The organism is Bacillus sp. B1-b2, assembly GCF_009183415.1.
Classification (GTDB): domain Bacteria; phylum Bacillota; class Bacilli; order Bacillales; family Cytobacillaceae; genus Niallia.
Genome location: NZ_WEHU01000001.1, coordinates 344,328 through 367,869 on the forward strand (window position 1 = coordinate 344,328; position 23,542 = coordinate 367,869).

General features: G+C 33.3%; 24 protein-coding genes and 2 other annotated features (1 of these 26 running past the window's edge). Of the genes, 21 read left to right on the forward strand and 3 right to left on the reverse strand.

What is annotated here, in order from left to right; genetic code table 11:
- Positions 1–187, forward strand: a binding site (T-box leader); it begins 60 nt to the left of the window's first position.
- A 43-nt stretch (positions 188–230) separates the two neighbouring features.
- Positions 231–467, forward strand: a binding site (T-box leader).
- Between the two features lie 77 nt (positions 468–544).
- The 7 genes from trpE (at position 545) to trpA (ending at position 7,205) form a co-directional block, all read left to right on the forward strand.
- Positions 545–1,951 carry an anthranilate synthase component I gene (trpE, locus tag F9279_RS01700; RefSeq protein WP_152110888.1) on the forward strand — a complete coding sequence of 469 codons (1,407 nt, stop codon included), beginning with the start codon at positions 545–547 and terminating at the stop codon, positions 1,949–1,951.
- Entirely contained in the window at positions 1,932–2,513 is a 582-nt protein-coding gene (locus F9279_RS01705) for an anthranilate synthase component II (protein ID WP_152110889.1), read from the forward strand. The genes trpE and F9279_RS01705 overlap by 20 nt, the downstream gene beginning before the upstream one ends.
- Entirely contained in the window at positions 2,510–3,535 is a 1,026-nt protein-coding gene (gene trpD / locus F9279_RS01710) for an anthranilate phosphoribosyltransferase (RefSeq protein ID WP_152110890.1), read from the forward strand. Before F9279_RS01705 ends, trpD begins: the two co-directional genes overlap by 4 nt.
- Position 3,536: 1 nt before the next feature.
- Positions 3,537–4,322: an indole-3-glycerol phosphate synthase TrpC gene (gene trpC / locus F9279_RS01715; protein WP_226793121.1), complete on the forward strand. Its 786-nt coding sequence runs from the start codon at positions 3,537–3,539 to the stop codon at positions 4,320–4,322.
- A gap of 5 nt (positions 4,323–4,327) precedes the next feature.
- A complete protein-coding gene (locus tag F9279_RS01720; RefSeq protein ID WP_152110892.1) occupies positions 4,328–4,930 on the forward strand; it encodes a phosphoribosylanthranilate isomerase in 603 nt (200 codons plus the stop codon).
- Between the two features lie 285 nt (positions 4,931–5,215).
- Positions 5,216–6,412, forward strand: a complete 1,197-nt coding sequence (gene trpB / locus F9279_RS01725) for a tryptophan synthase subunit beta (RefSeq protein WP_152110893.1) — start codon at positions 5,216–5,218, stop codon at positions 6,410–6,412.
- Between the two features lies 1 nt (position 6,413).
- The gene (trpA, locus tag F9279_RS01730) at positions 6,414–7,205 is read left to right on the forward strand and encodes a tryptophan synthase subunit alpha (protein WP_152110894.1); all 792 of its coding nucleotides are present in this window, start codon (positions 6,414–6,416) and stop codon (positions 7,203–7,205) included.
- A gap of 84 nt (positions 7,206–7,289) precedes the next feature.
- Here trpA and F9279_RS01735 read toward each other — a convergent pair whose 3' ends face one another.
- Positions 7,290–7,595 carry an antibiotic biosynthesis monooxygenase family protein gene (locus F9279_RS01735; protein WP_152110895.1) on the reverse strand — a complete coding sequence of 102 codons (306 nt, stop codon included), beginning with the start codon at positions 7,593–7,595 and terminating at the stop codon, positions 7,290–7,292.
- 170 nt (positions 7,596–7,765) lie between these two features.
- Here F9279_RS01735 and F9279_RS01740 point away from each other — a divergent pair, with 170 nt between their 5' ends.
- From F9279_RS01740 to F9279_RS01770, 7 genes are all read left to right on the forward strand, one after another.
- A complete protein-coding gene (locus F9279_RS01740) occupies positions 7,766–8,269 on the forward strand; it encodes a GNAT family N-acetyltransferase (RefSeq protein ID WP_152110896.1) in 504 nt (167 codons plus the stop codon).
- A 162-nt stretch (positions 8,270–8,431) separates the two neighbouring features.
- Complete coding sequence (locus F9279_RS01745; protein WP_152110897.1) at positions 8,432–10,144, forward strand: ABC transporter ATP-binding protein; 1,713 nt, start codon at positions 8,432–8,434, stop codon at positions 10,142–10,144.
- A 213-nt stretch (positions 10,145–10,357) separates the two neighbouring features.
- Positions 10,358–11,323: a multidrug resistance efflux transporter family protein gene (locus F9279_RS01750; protein WP_152110975.1), complete on the forward strand. Its 966-nt coding sequence runs from the start codon at positions 10,358–10,360 to the stop codon at positions 11,321–11,323.
- A 249-nt stretch (positions 11,324–11,572) separates the two neighbouring features.
- Positions 11,573–12,346 carry an HAD family hydrolase gene (locus F9279_RS01755; protein WP_152110898.1) on the forward strand — a complete coding sequence of 258 codons (774 nt, stop codon included), beginning with the start codon at positions 11,573–11,575 and terminating at the stop codon, positions 12,344–12,346.
- Positions 12,347–12,702: 356 nt separating this feature from the next.
- Complete coding sequence (gene proB / locus F9279_RS01760; RefSeq protein WP_152110899.1) at positions 12,703–13,800, forward strand: glutamate 5-kinase; 1,098 nt, start codon at positions 12,703–12,705, stop codon at positions 13,798–13,800.
- Between the two features lie 16 nt (positions 13,801–13,816).
- Positions 13,817–15,064 carry a glutamate-5-semialdehyde dehydrogenase gene (locus F9279_RS01765; protein ID WP_152110900.1) on the forward strand — a complete coding sequence of 416 codons (1,248 nt, stop codon included), beginning with the start codon at positions 13,817–13,819 and terminating at the stop codon, positions 15,062–15,064.
- Positions 15,065–15,262: 198 nt separating this feature from the next.
- Entirely contained in the window at positions 15,263–16,162 is a 900-nt protein-coding gene (locus F9279_RS01770; RefSeq protein WP_152110901.1) for an AEC family transporter, read from the forward strand.
- 163 nt (positions 16,163–16,325) lie between these two features.
- Here F9279_RS01770 and F9279_RS01775 read toward each other — a convergent pair whose 3' ends face one another.
- A complete protein-coding gene (locus F9279_RS01775) occupies positions 16,326–17,198 on the reverse strand; it encodes a YitT family protein (RefSeq protein WP_152110902.1) in 873 nt (290 codons plus the stop codon).
- A gap of 184 nt (positions 17,199–17,382) precedes the next feature.
- Between F9279_RS01775 and F9279_RS01780 the strand changes: the two genes are divergently transcribed.
- From F9279_RS01780 to F9279_RS01805, 6 genes are all read left to right on the forward strand, one after another.
- On the forward strand, positions 17,383–17,715 hold the full coding sequence (locus F9279_RS01780) for a PadR family transcriptional regulator (RefSeq protein WP_152110903.1): 333 nt from the start codon (positions 17,383–17,385) through the stop codon (positions 17,713–17,715).
- Complete coding sequence (locus F9279_RS01785) at positions 17,712–18,353, forward strand: hypothetical protein (protein WP_152110904.1); 642 nt, start codon at positions 17,712–17,714, stop codon at positions 18,351–18,353. The genes F9279_RS01780 and F9279_RS01785 overlap by 4 nt, the downstream gene beginning before the upstream one ends.
- Before the next feature lie 80 nt (positions 18,354–18,433).
- Complete coding sequence (locus F9279_RS01790) at positions 18,434–19,045, forward strand: sigma factor (RefSeq protein WP_193224394.1); 612 nt, start codon at positions 18,434–18,436, stop codon at positions 19,043–19,045.
- Positions 19,042–19,647 (forward strand): ATP-dependent Clp endopeptidase proteolytic subunit ClpP, encoded by a 606-nt coding sequence (clpP, locus tag F9279_RS01795; RefSeq protein WP_264298212.1) that lies wholly within the window; start codon positions 19,042–19,044, stop codon positions 19,645–19,647. The genes F9279_RS01790 and clpP overlap by 4 nt, the downstream gene beginning before the upstream one ends.
- Positions 19,648–19,763: 116 nt before the next feature.
- Positions 19,764–20,954 (forward strand): class I SAM-dependent rRNA methyltransferase, encoded by a 1,191-nt coding sequence (locus F9279_RS01800; protein ID WP_152110976.1) that lies wholly within the window; start codon positions 19,764–19,766, stop codon positions 20,952–20,954.
- Between the two features lie 256 nt (positions 20,955–21,210).
- Positions 21,211–21,993, forward strand: coding sequence for an HAD family hydrolase (locus F9279_RS01805; protein WP_152110907.1), 783 nt, complete (start codon positions 21,211–21,213; stop codon positions 21,991–21,993).
- Positions 21,994–22,163: 170 nt separating this feature from the next.
- Here the strand turns inward: F9279_RS01805 and F9279_RS01810 are convergent, their stop codons facing one another.
- Positions 22,164–22,610 carry an Lrp/AsnC family transcriptional regulator gene (locus F9279_RS01810; RefSeq protein ID WP_152110908.1) on the reverse strand — a complete coding sequence of 149 codons (447 nt, stop codon included), beginning with the start codon at positions 22,608–22,610 and terminating at the stop codon, positions 22,164–22,166.
- Between the two features lie 220 nt (positions 22,611–22,830).
- Here F9279_RS01810 and F9279_RS01815 point away from each other — a divergent pair, with 220 nt between their 5' ends.
- Positions 22,831–23,457, forward strand: coding sequence for a YitT family protein (locus F9279_RS01815; protein WP_152110909.1), 627 nt, complete (start codon positions 22,831–22,833; stop codon positions 23,455–23,457).
- Positions 23,458–23,542 lie beyond the last annotated feature (85 nt).

Genomic DNA, 23,542 nt, shown 5'->3' on the forward strand with positions numbered 1-23,542 from the left:
GTAAACCAGTGTAAAGAATAAAGGGAATGGACTTCTGAGCCACTAAACCGAACCGTTATGTAGTAGGCTTTAGCGAACGTCTCATCGTTATAAGAGACAGAAATTTGTATGACTATACAGATTTCTTAAAGTGAGCTTTTTTTACAAAAGCTAATGAAGGTGGCACCACGGGTTTCTCGTCCTTTTTATAGGAGAGAGCCCTTTTTGTATTCTTTTTTTAAATATTATAACTTAAAGCATAGATGAAGAGTAGTAAGTGAGTGTACGCTGTTATAGAGAGTCGGTGGTTGGTGCAAACCGATACAGCTATTCACGGAATGGACTTCAGAGTGAAAGCCTGAACATCGTAGTAGGGCTTAACGGTATCCTCCGTTAACGGGACAGAGTACTTTTAAGTACTCTAAAAAGAGAGAGTGTTATACACTCTAAGCCTGAGGTGGTACCGCGGTTTTATAATCGTCCTCTATTTGTATAGAAATATACAAATAGAGGACGATTTTTTTTTTTTTCAAACAAGCACTGTATGACAAGGAGGATAAATAAAATGACGAAATCAACTAATTTGCCATTTTTACTAGAAGAAATGGAAGGAGATACTTTAACACCAATCAGTATCTATCAGCGATTAACAGGAAAGAAGAAATTCTTATTAGAGAGCTCCATGAAGCATGAGGATGCAGGAAGATTTTCTATCATTGGATGCGATCCATCTTATGAACTGATTGGTAATGGGATGAACTCTTCCATTGTTCGAGGAGAGGAAAAGGAACTAAGAAGTACAAGAGCCTTAGATTTAATAAAAGAGTTAATGCCACAGAAGACCTTATCACTTCCATTTGATCTTCCTATCCATGCAGGAGCTTTTGGATATGTTGGATACGATAATATCCGAGCATACGAGAATATTGGTCCAGAGTCAAAGGATGAGATTGGTGTACCAGATGTGCATCTTATGTTTTTTGAAGATTTAGTAGTTTTTGATCATTTGGAATTAAAAGTCTATTTGGTAGCTTATCCGTTATTAGAAACTACAACAATAGAGCAACTAAAGCATCGTTTACAAATAAGGAAACTTGAAATAAGTGCTCCCGTTCGTGAAGAGCTACCAGAAGTTTCAATCTCAGCATTTACACCAAATATCTCAAAAGAAGAATTTGAACAGAGAGTGAAGAAAGCAAAAGAGTATATTTTAGAGGGTGACATCTTTCAAGTAGTTCCATCACAGAGGATGACAGCAAACATAGAAGGATCAAGCTTTTCTTATTATCGAAAGTTAAGAATAAAGAATCAATCACCATATATGTATTTCGTTGATTTTGAACAGTATGCGGTCCTTGGAAGTTCTCCTGAAAGCTTAATAAAAGTTGTAAATGGAAAGGTAATAACCAATCCAATTGCAGGTACTAGACCTAGAGGAATAGACTTACAACAAGATAGGGAATATGAAAGTGATTTATTACAAGATGAAAAAGAGTTAGCTGAACATAAAATGCTTGTGGATTTAGCAAGAAATGATGTGGGAAAAGTAAGTCATTTTGGAAGTGTGCAAGTAGATAAGTATATAAAGGTAGAAAAATATAAACATGTTATGCATCTAGTTTCGGAAGTTAGTGGTCAGTTAAAAGAAGGTTTATCTAGTGTAGATGCATTAGTCGCATGCTTACCAGCAGGAACCGTATCTGGTGCACCAAAAATTCGTGCTATGCAAATTATTAATGAGTTAGAAGGTGTTAAGAGAGGTATTTATTCTGGAGCAGTAGGTTATATATCACAAAATGGAAACATGGACTTTGCTTTAGCCATAAGGACAATGGTAATCAAAGAGAACAAAGCATATATTCAAGCAGGAGCTGGGATTGTATATGATTCTATTCCAGAAAAAGAGTACGAAGAAACGATTCATAAATTAAGACTTTTCTTGGAGGGACAACATGATTTTATTAATCGATAATTACGATTCCTTTACCTATAATTTATATCAATATTTGGGCTTACTAGGAGAAGAAATAAAGGTTGTCCGTAATGACCAAATAACAGTAGAAGAAATTAGAGATCTAAATCCAGCGTATATTGTATTATCACCAGGACCAGGTAGACCAGAGAATGCTGGTATCTTGATTAACCTTATTCAAGAATTGCATAAAGAATATCCTATTTTAGGAATATGCTTAGGTCATCAAGCAATTGGTTATGCATTTGGAGCGGAAGTGATAAGAGCTAAAAATATTATGCATGGAAAAACATCAAGATTAAGAACAACTTCCATTTTCTTTGATGAAGAAAAACCGCTTGAGGTCATGAGATATCATTCATTAGTAATTAATAAAAATACGTTAAGTGATGAGTTTACTATTCTTGCTTATTCAGAGGATGATGATGAAATTATGGCAATGAAGCATAAAGAATATCCTTTATATGGTTTCCAGTTCCATCCTGAATCTATTGGGACAGAAACAGGCTTACTATTACTGAAAAACTTTATCCTGGAAACAAGAAAGGAAGTGTCAAAATGAAAAAATACTTAGAAAAACTAATTCAGCAACAATCATTATCTGAGACTGAAATGGAAAGTGCCGCAGGCCACCTTTTTTCGGAGGATGTAACTGATACTGAAATAGCTTCCTTTGTTACAAGTTTAAAGATGAAAGGCGAAACAGTAGAAGAAATTGTCGGAATTGTAAAAGCAGTTAGAAAACAAACACTACCATTTTCTAATTCTATTCTAGGCTGTATGGATAACTGTGGAACAGGTGGTGATGGATCTCAAAGCTTTAATATTAGTAGTACATCTGCTTTTGTACTTGCAGGTGCAGGTATTCCTGTAGCAAAGCATGGAAATAGAAGTGTATCAAGTAAAACAGGGAGTGCAGACGTACTTGAAAAGCTTGGTATTAAGCTGCAAATGACACCAGAACAATGCGAACAGCAATTAGAGGAAGTAGGTATTACCTTTTTGTTTGCACAACATGTACAGCCAAAGATGGGAAGAATCATGAAGGTTCGAAAAGAACTTGGTATTCCCACTATCTTTAATTTGATTGGACCTTTAACAAACCCTATTGCACTTGAATCACAGGTGTTAGGCATTTATCGTCCTGATTTAACAGTAACTTTCGCTGAAGTTTTACAAAAATTAGGAAGAAGAAGAGCGGTCGTGTTAAATGGTGCTGGTGGAATGGATGAAGCTTCTTTACAAGGTGATAATGAATTAGTAATTTTATCAAACGGTAAAATAGAAAAAATGGTTCTACATCCTAGCGATGTTAACCTCCCTAGCTACTCAAATGAGGCAATAAAAGGCGGAGATTCTAAACAAAATGCGGAAATCCTTCTAGATGTTTTAAAAGGAAAAAGTGGAGCATATCGAGATACGATATTGCTAAATGCAGGCATCGGAATTTATACAGCTGGCAGAGCGGGTAGCATCTTAGATGGAGTGAATCAGGCTAGAGAGAGCATTGATTCTGGTGCAGCTTTAAACAAATTACAGTTACTAGTAAATTCTTCTAAACAGTTAGAAAAGGCAGGGAGATAAAATAATGACTATTCTTGATACCATTATTGCAGAGAAACATCAGGTAGTAAAAGAGCTATATGATCGGAAAAAAGAACTAACTTTTGAAGAGAAAAGTAGTATTAAAAGGTCACTTATAGCTAGATTAGAGAAGAACACAAACTTGTCTATCATAGCCGAGTTTAAAAGAGCCTCTCCTTCTAAAGGAGATATTAATATCCATCTTGACCCAGAACAGCAGGCTAAACAATATGAGCAATTTGGGGCGGACGCTATTTCTGTCTTAACAGACACTCCTTTTTTTAAAGGAACATATCAAGATTTAGAAGCTGTTCGAAAAGCAGTAAATGTACCGATTTTATGTAAGGATTTCATTATTGACACCATTCAAATTGATTTTGCTAAGCATTATGGAGCGGATATTATTTTATTAATTGCAGCAGCATTAGATGATGATCAACTACAGAAACTTTACAACTATGCTACAGAAAAAGAGTTAGAGGTATTATTAGAAGTTCATAATGAAGATGAATTACAGCGTGCACTAAAAACAAATGCTAAATTAATTGGCGTGAATAATCGTAATCTTAAGACCTTTGAAGTAACACTTGATACAACAGAGCAATTAGCAGCTCTTATTAAAGAGAATAATAGATATTTAGTAAGTGAAAGTGGTATTTCAAGTTTGGAAGATGTAGAAAGAGTGACAGCATCAGGAGCCAAAGCAATACTAGTTGGAGAAACCTTTATGAGAGCAACAGATTTAGAGCAAACATTATCAGAAATGAAAGTTTCGCTAAAGGTGTGATAAAAGTGAATGTAAAAATATGTGGAATAAAAACAATAGAAGCAGCAACATGTTCAGTAGAAAACGGAGCAAAAGCCATTGGTTTTGTTTTTGCAGAAAGTAAGAGAAAAATTACTCCTGAAAAAGCGAAAGAAATTATAGACCAGCTGCCAAAAGAGTTAGTAAAAGTAGGGGTATTTGTAAATGAGACTAAAGAGACTATTGATGAAATCGTTCGAGTATCAGGAATAAACGTCATCCAGCTTCACGGAGACGAATCCCCTGAATTTGTAAAAAGTTTTAACATACCAGTTATTAAAGCATTTAGTATTGCTACTATAGAAGATTTAGAAAATGTAAGAGAATATGCTTGTGAATATATATTACTAGATAGCCCAAGAGGAAAATACCACGGAGGTAACGGAATAGCCTTCGATTGGAGCCTATTAAATAACCAAGACTTCCAAGGCAAAAAAGTAATACTAGCAGGAGGATTAAACATAGAAAATCTACAACTAGCCAAAGAATCAGCAAATCCTTACATGCTAGATGTTAGCAGCGGTGTAGAGACAAATGGAGAAAAAGATTTTAATAAGATAAAAGAGTTTTTACAGAAGGCAATGACATAAGATCAAGCAGATTTTTAATATAGCAGAAGAAAGTGATAATGTTTTTAGAAGGTTAGGGTTTAAGCATTCACACATAAAAAGTATAGCATTAATACAAAAAATCAATCGTTTTTTGCCTTTCATGAATATATCTATTTAGCATTTGTGAGATAGCTAAAATATTTACCAAGTTGATTGGAGCGAACCCCTGCAGCGGAAATCAACGTCCTTATTAATCAGTTTTTTATAATATTATTCTACTAAATATCTTTACATCTCAAACCAAAAAGAAAAGAGGAGTACAAAATGACAGAAACATACACATTTCCAGATAAAACAGGCCATTTCGGAAAATTTGGTGGCAGATATGTACCAGAAACACTCATGCAAGCAGTATTAGAATTAGAAACAGAATACCAAAAAGCAAAACAAGACCCAAGCTTCCAAGAAGAACTATCATTATTATTAAAAGATTATGTAGGCAGAGAAACACCACTCTATTTCGCAGAAAACCTAACAAAATACGCAGGTGGAGCAAAAATTTACTTAAAAAGAGAAGATTTAAATCATACAGGAGCACATAAAATCAATAATTCCTTAGGGCAAGCCCTACTCGCAAAAAGAATGGGGAAAAAGAAAGTAGTAGCAGAAACAGGAGCAGGTCAGCACGGCGTAGCAACAGCAACAGCATGCGCACTTTTAAATATAGAATGTACTATTTTTATGGGAGAAGAAGACATTAGAAGACAAAAGCTAAATGTTTTCAGAATGGAATTGCTAGGAGCCAAAGTTGTTAGTGTAACATCAGGTAGCGCAACACTAAAAGATGCTTGTAACGAGGCTTTAAGATACTGGGTTTCTAACGTACTAGATACACATTATATTTTAGGCTCAGTAATGGGACCACATCCTTTCCCAATGATGGTTCGAGATTTCCAAAGTATTATTGGAATAGAAGCAAAAAAGCAATATTTAGAGAAAACAAATACATTACCTGATGCAATTGTTGCTTGTATTGGTGGCGGAAGCAATGCAATGGGAATCTTTTATCCGTTTATCGAAGACAAGAGTGTAGCTTTGTATGGTGTAGAAGCATCTGGACATGGCCTCGATACAGATAAACACGCTGCTTCTCTTTCGAAAGGTAAACCAGGTGTCTTACATGGTTCCTATATGTACTTATTACAAAATGAAGACGGCCAGATTCAAGAAGCACATTCTATCTCAGCAGGATTAGATTATCCAGGTATTGGCCCAGAGCATAGTTATTTACATGATATTGGACGCGTCAACTATGAGTCAGTAACAGACGATGAAGCGTTTTCAGCACTAAAGCTGTTATGTAAAGTAGAAGGTATTATTCCAGCATTAGAAAGTGCACATGCAATTAGTTATGCAGTGAAACTTGCAGGAACAATGGCAAAAGAAGAAGGTATTATTGTTTGCTTATCTGGCAGAGGAGATAAGGATGTAAACACAGTAATGGATAGAATGGAGGATTAAGATGATAACAATAAACGAAGCGTTCAATAAAGTGTTAGAAAATGGAGATAAAGCCTTTGTTCCTTATATAATGGCAGGAGATGGTGGACTAGATACTTTAAAGGAAAAAATCCTTTTTCTTGAACAAGCAGGAGCAACAGCAATAGAATTAGGTATTCCGTTTTCTGATCCAGTAGCTGATGGCCCGATTATCCAAGCAGCAGGTATCCGCTCATTACAAAATGGAACAACATTAAAGGGTGTATTTCAAACCATACAATCATTTAGAGAATCAACAACCATCCCTTTAATTATGATGACATATCTAAATCCCGTTATAGCTTATGGATTACAAGCATTCTTCCAGGATTGTGAAAAAGCTTCTATTAATGGTATCATCATTCCAGACTTACCAGTGGAAGAGGAAGAAATACTTTTAGGTCTTGCAAAGAAGTATCATGTTGAGATTATTCGTCTAGTAACGTTAACTAGTCCCATAGAACGAATTGAAATGATTGCAAAAAAGGGAAATGGTTTTTTGTATGCCGTTACAGTGACAGGGATAACGGGTGCAAGAACTACTTTTAATGAACATTTAGGACCGCATTTGTTACAAGTAAAAGAAGTTAGTCCTATTCCTGTATTAGCAGGATTTGGAATATCTACACCAGAACATGTCAAGGCAATGACAGAGTATTGTGATGGAGTAATTGTCGGCAGTAAAATAGTAGAATTATTTGAGCAAAATAAATTAGAAGAAATACAAGAATTGATTGCAGCAAGTAAAAAAGAAAGTAAAGAATCTGTTAGATAAGACATCCGTCCCATACCATAAGAGGGGAAAGCATAAGCCTAGTATAAAGCATGGAAAATCACAGCTTTATGCTAGGCTTATCGATTATTCTGCAACGATGGAGAATTGTTTTACATTGGGAATAATGGAAGCTAGCTCTTGATCAGGGTATTTTTTCTCTAATTCATGAATTTTTTTAAATTCATTTCCTCTTACCCATTTTAAATAATCTTCTTTCGTCTCCCACTCCATATGAACCGTTATCTCTCCTTTGTTTTTATCATTTTGTAATAATAAGAAACGAAGAAAGCCTGGATTCTTATCAACAAGTCTTGAACGTTTTTGATAAATTTCAATAACCTCTCCTGCTTTTTCCGATGGTACATGAAAAGTAGAGTGTACAATATGCATAAGTAGACAACCTTTCATTTTAAAAATTCATTTTTCTCATTCTAACACGAAATGTACGTTAAGTTGTCCTTAAATGAACAATGGAAGGAGGAATGTATTTAATAGAAGAGAATTAAACTATAGATATATATATTTTCGCTAGACTAAGGAAAGAAGGGGTGAATTAGCAATTGGAGTTAAGGTTACTACATGCAAAAGAAGCAAAAGCATACTGGAATTTACGATTAACAGCTTTAAAAGAAAGTCCTGAAGCATTTTTATTAACACTAGAAGAGGAATTAAACCGTTCTTCTCCTATCAAAGCCGTTTCTACTCAATTAAAAGATCCTTTTCGAATGACAATAGGGTGTTTTAATTCAGAAGAGCTAATTGGAACTATTACTTTACAGAGAGAAGTCTATACAAAATTAAAGCACAAAGGAAATATTTTATTATTCTATATAAAAAAAGAATATAGGAATCAAGGATTAGGGAGAAAAATGCTTCAATCTGTTATAGCTTTGGCAAAAGAGCATAAATTGGAGCAATTGATACTAAGTGTTGTTTCCACTAATAAAAAAGCAACAAACCTATATGAATCTTTTGGTTTTAAGATTTTTGGCAAAGAATTAAATGCTTTAAAGTATAAAGGGGCTTACTTAGATGAATCACATATGATTTTATATTTAAAGTAAAAAAATGCTAGCATCCACATTATTTCGAATTTAAAAATAATTCTTGTACTCTTAAGCAGAAAATAATATAATCAATAATGATTCTCAATGAGCGAATCTGATAATTGAAGGAGGGTATGATAGTACCATTTTCATGCTACAAAGATAATAAAGGAGTACGAGATGATAAAACGTTTTTTCACTTATTATAAACCACATAAGAAATTATTTACCTTAGATTTCAGTAGTGCTATTGTAGTAGCATTGTTAGAGTTGGCATTTCCATTAGCTGTATCATGGTTTATCGACGATTTACTACCAGATGGAAATTGGGCAACCATTGTTTCTGTCAGCATAGGCTTATTAGCTTTATATATTACAAGTACATATCTTCAATATATCGTGAATTATTGGGGTCATAAGCTAGGGATTAATATTGAAACAGATATGAGAGCTCAATTATTTACACATGTCCAAAGACAATCTTTTTCGTTTTTTGATAATACGAAAACAGGCCATGTTATGAGTAGAATAACAAATGATCTATTTGATATCGGCGAATTAGCTCACCACGGACCAGAAGATTTATTTATTGCCATTATGACTTTTGTTGGTTCTTTTTGGATTATGCTAACTATTAATGTGAAATTAGCTTTTATTGTTATTATTATAGTTCCTATCCTTATTTGGTTAATCACGTATTGTAACAGAAGCATGAACAAAGCATGGGGATCTATGTATGGCGACATTGCAGATGTGAATGCTCGTATTGAAGATAGTGTTTCTGGTGTTAGAGTAGTTCAATCCTTTACAAATGAAGAGTATGAGATCTCTAGATTTTCAACAAATAACCAAAGATTCCGTAAAGCAAAAATTGGGGCTTATAAAGTAATGTCGTTTACATCATCTTCTGTATATATGTTAATGAGATTCTTTACACTAGCAGTTTTAGTGTATGGAGCATGGTTAACATTTAATGGAGAAATGATGATTGGTGAACTAGTATCATTTGTATTGTTTGTTAATATTCTTCAAAAACCAATTGACAAAATCAGTGCATTATTAGAATTATATCCAAAAGGGATGGCAGGTTTTAAGCGATTCTTAGAGTTATTAGACTCTGAACCTAAAATTCAAAATCGTGAAGATGCAATAGAAGTGAATTCCCTAGATGGAAATATCAAGTTAAACAAGGTGAGCTTTAGTTATGATAGTAACCCAGTATTACAGGATATAGATTTATCCATTAGCGCTGGTGAAACAATTGCCTTTGTTGGACCTTCTGGTGCAGGTAAAACTACTATTTGTTCTTTAATTCCAAGGTTCTATGATGTGAATGCGGGTGCTATCACCATTGATGGCATGGATATTCGTCATATGACCATGCAATCTCTACGTTCTCAAATAGGAATTGTTCAGCAGGATGTATTTCTATTTACAGGCACACTAAAAGAGAATATTGCATATGGAAAATTAGATGCAACAGATGAAGAAATTCATGAAGCAGTTAGAAAAGCACACTTAGAAGACTTAATAAATAAGTTGCCAGATGGCTATGAAACACAAATAGGGGAAAGAGGATTAAAGCTTTCTGGAGGACAAAAGCAAAGAATAGCAATAGCTCGTATGTTCTTAAAAAACCCGCCAATCTTAATCCTAGATGAAGCCACTTCTGCACTTGATACGGAAACGGAATTAATTATCCAAAACTCTTTAAATGATTTAGCTAAAAACCGTACAACTTTAATAATTGCTCATCGATTAGCAACCATTCGTAATGCAGACAGAATCGTAGTCGTAACTGAAAATGGAATCGCAGAAGAAGGTAAGCATGATGAGTTGATTGAAAGAAACGGTATTTTCGCTAACTTACATCGAGTTCAATACCAAAGATAAATCAAATGAATAGAGAAAAAACTTCGGATGACCGGACAGACAATAGTAACCTAATTATCTGAATGAAATAGAAAGGAATGTCTAATCTTAGGCATTCTTTTTCTATTTCATCTAGCTATATTAGTTGAATCATTATTTTAATAATGAAAAAATTCTACTTTTTTTCACTGATATGCGATATATTGGATATAAGTGAATAAAGGAGGGGAAATGATGAAACCAATTATTTTAGGAATACTAGCTGCTTTTTTCTTTGCTTTTACATTTGTATTAAATCAATCAATGGATATCGCAGGAGGAAGCTGGATCTGGAGTGCATCCTTGCGTTATTTTTTTATGGTTCCATTTTTACTAATTATTGTAGCATCTAGGAATAAATTAAAGGTAGTATGGGATGATATCAAAGCATATCCAAAAGTATGGTTATTATGGAGTACAGTTGGTTTCGGAATTTTTTATGGAGGTATATGTTTTGCGTCTGCCTTCGGACCTAGTTGGCTAATAGCAGGTACCTGGCAATTAACCATTGTATCTGGACTACTCCTTGCTCCATTATTCTATGAAACTAGTAAGAATAAACATGGAATATACACAAAGATTAGAAGGAAAATACCATTTAAAAGTTTGACTTTTTCTTCTATCATTGTACTCGGAGTATTTATTATGCAGATAGAGTTTGCTGCATCCATTACGGTGAAAGACGCCTTATTTTGTTTAATACCTATTATTTTAGCATCATTTGCCTATCCATTAGGAAATAGAAAAATGATGGAGCATTGTGATGGAAGAATAGGTGTATATGAACGAGTCTTAGGAATGACAATTGCTAGTATGCCTTTTTGGATCATACTATCTGTCATAGGATTTTTACAGGATGGCTTACCGAACAATCAACAAATCGTACAATCTGGGATGGTTGCAGTGTTTTCTGGTATTTGTGCTACTGTTTTATTTTTTAAAGCCACGGATATGGTAAGAAATAATATGACAAGTCTTGGAGCTGTAGAGGCAACACAATCCTTTGAAGTATTATTTGCACTTATAGGAGAAATACTATTCCTTGGATCTCATTTACCAACACCACTAAGTATGACAGGAATAGCTGTTGTGATGATCGGTATGATATTACATAGTGTTAGTAGTAGTAAAATAATCATAAATAAGAAAAGAGTTGCATAAAAATCACTTTGATTTTATTAGTGCATATGTTGTTGTAAAGTTGTTGTTAAATATTTGTTATTTTACTAAAACGTTAAACATAGTGAAGTGGAAAAAGTATACTATGTTAATAGATAGAAAATGTCGCATTTATTTTATATAGCTTTCAAGAAAGTGAACATACATACAGATAGATAGTAGAATGGATCTTTTCGCACTAATGACAGTCGAGTTTAGTACATCACTTCTACTAATAGGAGGAAATGCAGAATGACATTAAAACATATCCAAAAGAGGATCAAACTTATTGCACTAGATATGGATGGAACATTGCTAGATCAAAATGGAGAAATCCCGTTAGAAAACCGCCAAGCAATTCAAGAAGCACAGGAACATGGAATTCACGTAGTATTAAGTACAGGAAGATCTATTGCTACATGTAAGGAGCATGCGGAAAGTCTTTTATTAAACTCTTATTTAGTTACTGTTAATGGAAGTGAAATTTGGGATTGGAAAGGCAATTTAATCGAGCGAAATCTTGTGGAATTAGAACATATTCAATGGTTATGGGAGTTAACCCAAAAGCATAAAGTCAAAACGTGGGCAACAAGCAGTGAAAGATTATGGTTAGACCAAATGCCAGAAGATTTAAGCACATCACAATGGTTGAAATTCGGTTTTCATATCGAAGAAGATACTATAAGGGAGCTTATCATTAAAGAGTTACACACAAGGAACTGTTTTGAAGTTACTAATTCTTCCCCCGTAAATATCGAGGTAAATCCTTTAGGGATTAATAAAGCAAAAGGTCTACAAAAGGTTTGTGAACTAATACAAATCACGATGGATGAAGTAATGGCAGTAGGAGACAGTTTAAATGATATCAGTATGATAGATCAAGCTGGAATTGGAGTTGCTATGGGAAATGCTCAAGAAGTGGTAAAAGAAGTGGCTGATTTTGTGACAGCTTCTAATCAAGAAAATGGAGTTGCTCTCGCTATTAGAAACTGGGCGATTAATAAAGAAAGTCTGTTTACTAATTAATCAATTTTTCTTTATACTTTTCAAAATATTATTGAAAGTAAATAAAAATCTGCTTATAATGAGTAAAAAGAACAAAGAACGTAGCGAAGGACCAGTATGTGGGGTACTAATGTAAAAGAGAATGAAGTTTATGAGCTGAGAGACTTCATAACATGAGTCCACTGAACCTACCCTTCAAGTCCTATAAAAAATAGGCGTATATCTGACGTTACCAGACAAAGTGGAATCCATACATAATGAAGTGTATGGTTTCAATAAAGGTGGTACCACGGAATAGCTTTATTTCGTCCTTTAATTAGGATGAAGTAGGGCTATTTTTTTATATAGAAAAAAGCAAGTTATCTTGGAGGATACAAATGGAGAAAAAAAGAGTAGTCGTAAAGATTGGGAGTAGTTCTTTAACTAATGCCAAAGGAGAAATTGATCAAGCAAAGCTTATCGATCATATTTCCAGTATTTCTACCCTGAAAGAAATGGGGCATGAAGTGATATTAGTATCTTCTGGTGCAGTTGCCGCAGGATTTAAGAAACTAGGATATCCATCAAGACCTGTTACATTAAAAGGAAAGCAAGCAGCTGCAGCAGTTGGTCAAAGTTTATTAATTCAAAGCTATAATGATCAATTAAGTAAATATGGAATTATTCCTGCTCAAATTCTTCTAACTAGAAATGATTTTTCTAAAAGAGAGCGATATAGAAATGCTTACTCTACCATAATGGAGCTATTAGAAAGAGGAATACTGCCCATTATCAATGAAAATGATACCGTTTCTGTAGAAGAATTGACTTTCGGAGATAATGATATGTTATCAGCCCTTGTAAGTGGATTAGTTCATGCAGATCAATTAATTATTTTAACAGATATTAATGGGTTATATGACAGTAATCCGAAAGATAATATTCATGCCAAACGTTATCAGTATCTTCCTGAAATTACAGAAGAATTATTGGATGGCGCTAAAGGTACTGGTTCAAAAGTTGGGACTGGTGGTATGAAATCAAAGCTTATCGCCGCTGAAACGGCACTTACTTTGGGAGTGAAAGTATTTATAGGGAATGGAACTGGCGAATTAAAACTAATTGATATTCTAGAAGGTAAAGGAGATGGAACCTATATTGGTTCAGAAGATTTAATCTCCATTAATAGTAATCGTCAATGGATCGCTCTACATTCTGTTGTACAAGGTAAGATTTTTGTTGATAGTGGTGCTGAAAATGCACTTTTGAAAAAAGGAAGTAGTTTATTACCAGCAGGTATTGTAAGAATTGACGGAGAATTTGAAAAGGGTAGTGTTGTAGAAGTATATGGGAAGAAAAATAGGATTGGAAAAGGAGAAGTTCAATATTCTTCTAAAGAGCTTTCCCAGTTGATTGCAAATAGAAATAATAAAGAAAGTGTTAATCAGCCAACTTCAATAGAAGTCATTCATCGAAATAAATGGGTTCAAGCCTAATAAAGGAGTGTTTAATATGGGAGAAGTGAAACAAAAAGGAAAACTTGCTAAAAAGGCAAGCTATGAACTATTAAATAAAACAACAACAGAAAAAAATGAAGCACTTTTACTAATTAGCAAACAGCTTATTACAGATATGGATTATATAATAAATGAAAATAAAATAGACTTAGAAAATGGAAAACAAGCAGGATTGTCTACCTCCGTCCTTGATAGAATTATGTTAGATGAAAAAAGAGTAAAAGATATGGCTTTAGCACTTGAACAGCTTGTGAAGTTAAAAGATCCAGTTGGAACAGTTGTCGAAGAAATAGAAAAAGAAAATGGCTTGAAAATCTTGAAGAAGTCTGTGCCAATTGGAGTAATGGGGATGATATATGAGGCTAGACCTAATGTTACGATAGATGCGGCAAGTCTTTCTTTAAAAACGGGTAATAGTATTATTTTGCGTGGAAGTTCTTCTGCAAGTGCTTCTAATATGGCGCTAGTAAAGTCCGTTCATAGTGCACTGAAGAAATCGGCTTTACCAGTGGATGCAGTACAATTGATAGAAGATACAAGCCGAGAAACAGCAAAGGAGCTATTTCATTTAAAAGAATATTTAGATGTTTTAATTCCAAGAGGTGGAAAAGGGTTGATTGATACAGTCGTAAGAGAGGCTTCTGTACCAGTTATTGAAACAGGTGCTGGTAATTGTCATCTCTATATCGATCAATCAGCTGATAAAGAAATGGCATTTAGTATTAGTTTAAATGGAAAAGTGCAGCGCCCTTCTGTATGTAATGCATTAGAGACGATATTAATGGAAAAAGACTGGTTTCATTCTCACGGGGTAGCTTTATTGAATGCGTTACATGAGCAAAGCGTCGAAATATATGGAGATAAAATGGTCCAAGAAAATTTTCCTTTAGCAAAAGAAGCAACAGAGGAAGATTGGTATACAGAGTATTCTGCTTTAAAAATAAGTGTGAAAGTGGTAGAGGATGTTATAGAAGCTATCGAGCATATTAATACATATGGAACGAAGCACTCAGAAGCAATTGTTACCGCATCAGAAAAAAATGCAGAGCTGTTTTTATCAACTGTTGATGCAGCTTGTGTGTACCATAATGCTAGTACTCGTTTTACAGATGGATTTGAATTTGGTTACGGAGCGGAAATTGGGATAAGTACACAAAAATTACATGCTAGAGGACCAATGGGATTAAATGCATTAACTTCTGTTAAATATTTTGTTTACGGAGAAGGTCAAGTAAGAAACTAATTATTACAGCACATATCTTAGAATACAGAGGTGACTTTTCCCTCTGTATTCCTAACCTAAGAATAATGTAATAGTTTTTTTATAACTAGATAGTTAGTTTGCTATTTATCTATACACCTTATTGCGAAAAATGGAGTGTATTATAATGGATTATACATAGTGTAACTATCAAGTAAATGCAGAATGGATGATGTTATTTTGGAATACTTAAGTGTCTTATTACCTATTTTCTTTATCTTTGGAGTAGGGTTTATTGGTCAAAAAACCCTTGATATTAAACCGAAGACGATTTCAACAATGACCGTATATTTAATGACTCCATTATTGTCATTTAGTGTATTTTATGAAACAACTTTTAATATGGAGTATTTATGGATGGCAATTTATGCTCTTGTTTTAGTACTTTCCGTTGTTCTTATTATTTATATTGTAGGATTTTTTAAAGGATATACAGTAAGAAAAACCTGTGGAATGATCTTATCTTCTGCTTTTATGAATAATGGGAATTATGGTACGCCTTTGGTGCTATTTGTATTTGGAGAACCTGGCTTAAAATATGCTGTTATCTTAATGGTCATTCAGCAACTTATTATGGTTACAATAGGTGTTTACTATGCCGCGAAAGGTTCTAGTGAAGGTGCTGGCATGAATGAAACAATGAAGAAAGTACTAAGAGTTCCTGTAATGTATGGAGCTTTACTTGGTGCTCTTTTTCATTTTTTTCAGATACCAATTGGAGAAACGATGCTTACTGCTATTAAGCTAGTAGGAGATGCGGCAATTCCTACTGTTATGTTAGTGCTTGGGATGCAGCTTGCCACAATTTCTACTCGGAATTTACAAATTGGTTCTCTTTCTTTTGCTTTAACATTAAAATTAATTGTCGCTCCTCTAGTTGCATGGGGATTAACAATGATATTACCTGTTGATGATCTATTAAAACAGATTATGATTTTACTAGCTGGTATGCCTGCTGCTGCGAATACTACTATGTATGCACTTCAGTATGATACAGAACCGCAATTTGTTTCAACAGCAACTTTTTTTAGTACATTAGCAAGTTTAATCACATTGCCTATTATTCTTTCATTAATATAAGGCATATTCCTTTTGATACCTTTTGATTAAAGAGTTTTAATCAAATAGTAATAACTATACCGAACTATTCTGGAATTATTTCTATAATAGTTCGGAATATTTATTTGATCTGCTATTTTTTATAAAAAAGAAGTAATAGCAATTTTTCTCTACAGGTAAGCATTTAATGATTAGCAGTTTTATTAAATTTCCCTCCATGTGCTTCCTGTGTATCCATAATGGTAATAAATGCGTTTGGATCAATGTCTAGCACGATGCTTTTAAATTTTGCCACCTCAAGCCTAGTGAAAACGACATACAGTACTTCTTTTTCTTGAGCTAAATATCCTCCTGTTCCTTTCAATTTTGTTACACCCCTACCAAGTCGATCAGATAGTGCATCTGAAATTTCTTCATATTCATTGGAAATGACCATTGCCGCTTTCGTATCATCAAATCCTTGTATGATGGCATCAATTGCTCTACTAGCAATATAGTATGTAAGAATAGAAAACATAGCTTGTTCCCATCCCAATACAAATCCTGCCCATGAGAAAATAAAGACGTTAATAAACATAACAAATTCTCCAACAGAAAAAGGTATATTCCTAAGAAGTAAAATCCCAAGAATTTCAGTACCATCCAGTGCTCCAGAATTACGAATAACAATCCCAACACCTGCTCCTAAAAGTAATCCTCCAAACACAGTCGCAAGTAAAGGCTGTGTTGTTATAGGCAGAGATTCAATATATTGAAATAACCATTCAAATATGGCCAACATTATAATGGAGTAAAGAGAAGATAAAAAGAACTTTTTACCGATGTATTTATATCCTGCAAAAAGAAAAGGCAAGTTTATGATAAAAACCAGAATACCAAAACTAAAACCAGACATATAGTTAATAATTAGAGAGATTCCTATTAATCCTCCATCGATAATTGTATTCGGAACTAAAAATAAATCGATAGCAATTGCCGCAAATCCTGCTCCTAAAGTTAACATGAGATACCGAATAATAATGGTTAAAATACCTTCTTTTTTATGATTTTTTGCCATTAAAAACACCTTTCCACCTATCTTAAACAAAGTATCCTATTATTTACCTGATTCACTCTAAATTATACATAGCGAATGGGTATGTATAGGATTGAGAAAATGAAAGGTAATTTCTTGCATTCATTGATAATGGGATATACAATGATAGTCAAATAGTACATTTTATTTCTAGGTAGGTGTTTTTATGTTTAATCGAGAATTAGTAAAAGGAAGTACGTCTTTAATTCTTCTTCAATTATTAGCAGAGAAAGAAATGTATGGCTACGAGCTAGTAAAAGAAATGGAAAAACGAAGTGACTATTCTTTACAAGTGAAAGAGGGTACTCTTTATCCGGCGTTACATAAGTTAGAAAAACAAGAGTATGTAAACTCTTTTTGGAAAGAATCGGAGAAAGGACCAGCAAGGAAATATTATCGGATTACAGATGCTGGAAAACTTATTTTAGAACAAAAAACAAATGAATGGAGAAATTTTGTTCAAACCATTGATAAAGTAATTGGTAGTAAAAATATATGATTACCACTCGAGAAGAATATATAAAGCAGCTTCGCCAGTTATTAAAGAAACAGAAATACAGCGAGGATATTTGCACAGAGTATAATAGGCATATTTATGATTTATTAGAGGAAATTTGTCAGGAAAAAGCATGCAGGGAAGAAGAGGCGATGAAAATAGTTCTAGAAAAATTAGGATCACCTACTGCTATTGCTTCTATATATCAAGTGATTTCCCTTACCCCGAATAAGTCACATTGGATGTTTTTTCTTGCCAATTTATGTTTTTTTATCAGTGGCTGTTTATTGACAGTTATCTATCATCTTTTTCCTGTACCAATTATTAATAAACTATGGATGGCATTAACCAGTAGTCCATCTATCCTGATTATCTTATATTTTATATATTGGTTATTTGTAGGATACGAATTAGGGAAAGAATTCGGATTAGGTGCTAAAAAAATCTTAATCAGAACCTTTTTCTTTTCTCTTATACCTAATGTACTATTAATGTCTTTTATTATCTTCCGTATTATTCCTATCACGATATTTGCTCCTTTGTTAACTCCAGAATTTATTTTAATCTGTATAGTTTTTACAGTTTCTCTATATCCAATTAGTTTTGTAGGGTTTCGATTTGGAATATTGAGATCGGTATGATATTTCTAAAAAAATTATTACACCCGTATCTTTTTATAGTATTCAAACGTTTAATAAGTAATAAGAAAGGAGGAAGAAAAGTGAAGCAACAACAAAAGGAATATGAATTTAATGAATTATATCTGAAATTGGATCAATATTGTCAATATATTGCTCAGGATAAATGGGAAAAAGAAGACCTAATTCAAGAGACCTTTCTAAAGGCGATGAATAAGTATGAAAGTCGTGAGCTCACACCTGCATTATTAAAGAAAATAGCTAATAATCAGCGTTTAGATTGGATAAGAAAAAAGAAAGAACTTCCTCAACTTCTTACAAATGAAAGCAGTACGATACATGAATTATTGCCAAAAATGGTGGTTGCTGAACATTTAGCTGATAATTTAACGTTTAAACAAGGTACAGTATATATGCTTGTAGAGGGATTTCAATTTCAATTAAAAGAAGCAGCACAATGCTTAATGATTACAGAAACAGCAGTGAAATCCATTCTTTTTAGAGCGAGGAATCAGCTAAGAAAACTTGGTAGCCAAGTTAATGAAGAAGATCAAAGTGACACGTCCAATATAAGTAGTCTTTATTATAAGGTGCTTAAGCAAGAAGATCCAAGAGAATTAATCACCGAATACGTGAAGAAATATCAGGCAAAACAGCCATATGCTAAGCAAAGTGTTATGCTAATGGCCGCATAAAGAAGGAGGAATCTAAAATGAGTACTGTACCTTATGTGATTGAACAATCCAATCATGGAGAGCGTTTTTATGATATATATTCTAGACTTCTGAAGGATCGAATTATCATGCTAGGAGATGAAATTAACGATCAAGTAGCAAATAATATAGTGGCACAGTTGTTATTTCTTTCTGCTGAAGATCCAGATAAGGATATTTCCCTTTATATTAATAGCCCTGGAGGCTCCACTTCTGCTGGATTTGCTATTTATGATACGATGCAATATATAAAGCCAGATATTCGAACTATTTGTACAGGAATGGCTGCATCATTCGGCGCTATTCTTCTTATAGCGGGAACGAAAGGAAAACGATTTGCTCTTCCAAATAGTGAAATTATGATGCATCAGCCTTTAGGTGGTACAAAAGGGCAAGCGACGGAAATTGAAATAACAGCAAAGCGAATTCTAAGGTTAAAGGATCATCTTAATCAAATCATCTCCGAACGAACAGGGCAAGAAGTGGAAAAAGTGGCACGAGATACGGAAAGAGACTTTTTTATGACCGCTACTGAAGCTAAAACATACGGGATTATTGATCACATTATATCTTCTACAAATTAACAAAAGGAAAAAGGAACGCATCAAAAACATGGTTCCTTTTTCCTTTTGTTCATTGATATCTATTAACTCAAATGAGATAATGAAATGCATGAATGAAGAAAGTAAAAGGTGAAGCAATGGATATAGTAAAAGTACAATTAGAAACAAAATACGAGAAAAGTCTTTCTAATAATAGCCCCTTGATAGAGAAGGAAGCGATCAGAAATACAAAACACTTAGCAGAAGGTCAACTGATCGATGTCTTTACAGGTCAGAATCATTTTATTGGTAGAGGTTATTACGCAATCCAAAATAAAGGGATCGGTTGGATTCTTACTAGAGATAAAAATCAACCAATAAATTTCGATTTTTTTCAAGACCAAATAAAAAATGCTATTCATAAAAGATCATCTTTATTAGCAGATGAGAAAACAACGGCCTTTCGATTATTTAATGGAGAAGGGGATGGAATCGGTGGTTTTACCGTTGATTTATACAATGATTTTCTTCTAATCCAATGGTATAGCATAGGTATTTACCAATATAAGAATTGGGTCATAGATGCTCTAGAAAAAACAGGCTTAGCAAAAGGAATATACGAGAAAAAAAGATTTGATCAAAAAGGAACATATATGGAAGGTGACGATTTCGTTACAGGTACACAAGGTGATTTTCCAATAACTATCCTTGAAAATGGCATTAAATATGCTGTAGATTTAAATGATGGCGCCATGACGGGGATTTTTTTAGATCAACGTGATGTACGGAAAACGATTCGTGATAAATATGCAAAAGGAAAAAATGTCCTTAATACATTTTCTTATACGGGAGCATTTTCAGTTGCTGCGGCAATGGGACAAAGTGCATCTACAACAAGTGTTGATCTAGCAAATCGTAGTTTGAAGAAAACAAAGGAAAACTTCCTATTAAATAATCTTGATTTAGAAAAACAAAAGATAATAGTAGAAGATGTTTTTCATTATTTTAAATATGCAGTCAAGAAAAAACTTGCCTTTGATATGGTAGTACTTGATCCACCAAGCTTTGCGAGATCAAAAAAACATACCTTTAGTGCATCTAAAGATTATACGAAACTTCTTAAGGAAGTAATTAGTATTACTAATAGAGATGGCATCATTGTGGCATCTACAAACTGTTCTACCTTTGATATGAAACGATTTAAGAGTTTTATTTTAGCAGCTTTTGATCATAATAAAGCAAGCTACGAAATAGTGGAACAATTTGAACTACCAAGTGATTTTGCTTCTATAAAAAGCTTGAAGGAAAGTAATTACCTAAAAGTCTTATTTATAAAGAAAAAGATTTGATATGCTAATATATTTTTAAAAGAAAAGCAGTCATTCTGTCTAACAGATATAATGACTGCTTTTTTTATAGAATTCTTTTAATTGCTTGAAATTATTCTAAACATTAATACTATGATGATATAAGAACAAGTTGTAACTGCTGCACGAATAGAAAAAATACCTTATTTACGGATGAGGAGAATGAATGTAATCTATAGAATAATAGGAATGACTTTCATATAGCTTACTAAATACATAGTTAAAGGAGATATATCGTATGATAAAAGCAATAATATTTGATTTGGATGATACCATACTCTGGGATAAAAAGAGTGTAAAAGAGGCTTTCATAAAAACATGTAAACTAGCAGAAGATAAATATAAGATACCAGCTGAAAAAATAGAAGAAGCTGTTAGAAAAGAAGCTCGTACATTATATGAAGGGTATGAAACGTTCCCTTTTACACAAATGATTGGAATTAATCCGTTTGAAGGACTTTGGGGAGAATTTGTGGATGATCATACAGAATTTAAAAGAATGAGAGAAATAGCCCCTACCTATCAAAGAGATGCATGGACGAAAGGACTTTTATCTCTTGGTATTGATGATCAAGAGCTAGGAAAGCAGATGGCAGAGGCATTTCCAATAAACAGAAAAAATTCTCCTTTTCTTTATGAAGAAAGCTTTAAGGTATTAGATCAATTAAAAGAGCATTACCAACTTTTATTGTTAACGAACGGATCTCCACATCTACAAAATACAAAGCTAGCTATAACACCAGAAATAGCTCCATATTTTAATCATATTGTCATTTCAGGAGATTTTGGTAAAGGAAAACCAGATGCCTCTATTTTTCACTATGCTCTTGATTTACTAAAAGTGGATAAATCTGAGTGTTTGATGGTCGGAGATAATTTAATGACAGATATACTAGGTGCAAATACAATAGGTATGAAATCTGTTTGGATTAATCGAGAAAATAAGGAAAGAAACGAAGTATTGCCTATATATGAGATTCATTCTTTGGAAGAATTATTTCCGATTTTAGAAGGAAAGTAAATGTACATATTTTTATTTTGAAGAGACATAAAATACTACCTAAATTCTTTTAGTCTGAGGAAAAGGAAGTATCACTACAAGATATAGAAATAATAAAAAAACGCTTAGGTGCTATAGTGAAAATAGTGCCTAAGCGTTTTAATGTATTGTAGGCTATAATTCATAGACCATTAGGATTCTTTATTATATGGAAGAATATGTCGATATGGAACGGGAGATGCTAAGATTACAGAGGTGTTAATTGTTCCAAAAGGAATCAATCGATCAACAAGCTCTCTCATTCCTTCAATACCGGAAACAGCAGCCTTTATCGTATAGCTTACAAGGCCTGTTACACGATGGCATTCAATGATATCCATTTCCTTTTTTATAAATTCCTCAAAAACATATGGTTCCTCTTTTAATTCACTGATTTGAATAAATAAAAGTGTTTCTCTGCCAAGTTTCGCTGGAGAGATTCTGGCACTAAATTCTAAGATTATTCCTTTTTCCTGAAGCCGAAGTAACCTTTCGGACACACTTGGTCTGCTTAATGATAATTTTTTTGATAAATCACTAACTGTTATTCTTGCGTCTTCCTGCAAAATACCAAGAAGGTCTATGTCGATTTGATCCATTATTAAATATACCCCTTTTATCAAAGTGAATGTAATGTTTCTTAAAAATGTTCAAAATATAGGAATTTTAATAATAATACATTCAAAATGTTATGTAAAAACACCAAGATATATTCTATCATTATAAGTATAATATTTCCACAAAAAAACCACTTGAAATTTTAAAAAATCCTCCCCTTTCTTATTACATTATTTTTGTTTGCTTTAGGAGTGTTTTAAATTGAAAAAAATCGTAATTGTAATGCTTGGATGTTTTATTACATCACTTGGCCTTTATGTGCTAAAGAGTTCCTCTATTGTAACTGGAGGTACAGCAGGGCTAGCACTAAGTGTATCGTATCTAGTCCCAATTTCATTTTCTCTTATGTTTATGCTTATAAACATCCCATTTTATATTCTTTCCTATTTTAAAATGGGCAGAAAGTTTACTATTTCAACGATAATAGCAGTGTCTTTTGTAACTATATTCTCAAGTATCATTCCTAAGTTATTTCCGCCACTTGCTTTTCATCCATTAGTGGGTTCTGTTATTGGAGGAATGATCATTGGAGTAGGAGTTATCCTATTATTTATGAATGGATCATCATTAGGTGGTGTTCAAATTCTATCTTTAACTTTACAGAAACAATTTAACTGGGATATGGGTAGAACGAATTTTATTTGTGATTTTATTGTTATTGTAGTCGGCTTATACAGTATTGGTATTTTGAGAGGACTATACAGTGTTGTTTCCGTATTAATTATTTCTATAATGATGAGTACGTTTAAAGAAAAAATCTTAAAGAAAAATACGGAAAAACAAAAAATCCAAGCATCACCAAGCAAAATGAAAACACAGTCAGTTTAATGTTGCATTTATTGAGAAGATGGCTCAGAATGATATTCATTCTGAGCCATTTTTTTCTATATGAAACCTACTAATATAATTGACT